The sequence below is a fragment of the Fructilactobacillus sp. X2R6C1 genome (assembly GCF_059901295.1).
Map to the genome: position 1 here is coordinate 1 of NZ_JBWXUZ010000051.1, position 256 is coordinate 256.

Below are 256 nucleotides of genomic sequence, written 5' to 3' on the forward strand. Positions count from 1 at the left end.
CTGTGGACCTCAATTTTTCCCACAGGTTGGTCGCTGTGGACGGTCCGAACAAGCGCGCCACCTTCGTACGCACGCTGCCCGATGGCAGCAGTGAAACGCGCATCGAGGCGTTCGACATGCTCCACGTGGTACCGCCACAGGTGGCGCCGGCTTTTATTCGCGAAAGCCCATTGGCCGATAACGCCGGCTGGGTCGATGTCGATCCGCATACCCTGCGCCATCGCAAGTACACCAACATCCATGCCCTGGGTGACGT

The 256-nt window shown here is 60.9% G+C and carries 1 pseudogene; it reads left to right on the forward strand.

Features of this window, described 5'->3' with window-relative positions:
* A pseudogene (locus AC6UDF_RS07315) lies at positions 1–256 on the forward strand (hypothetical protein); the annotation flags it as partial.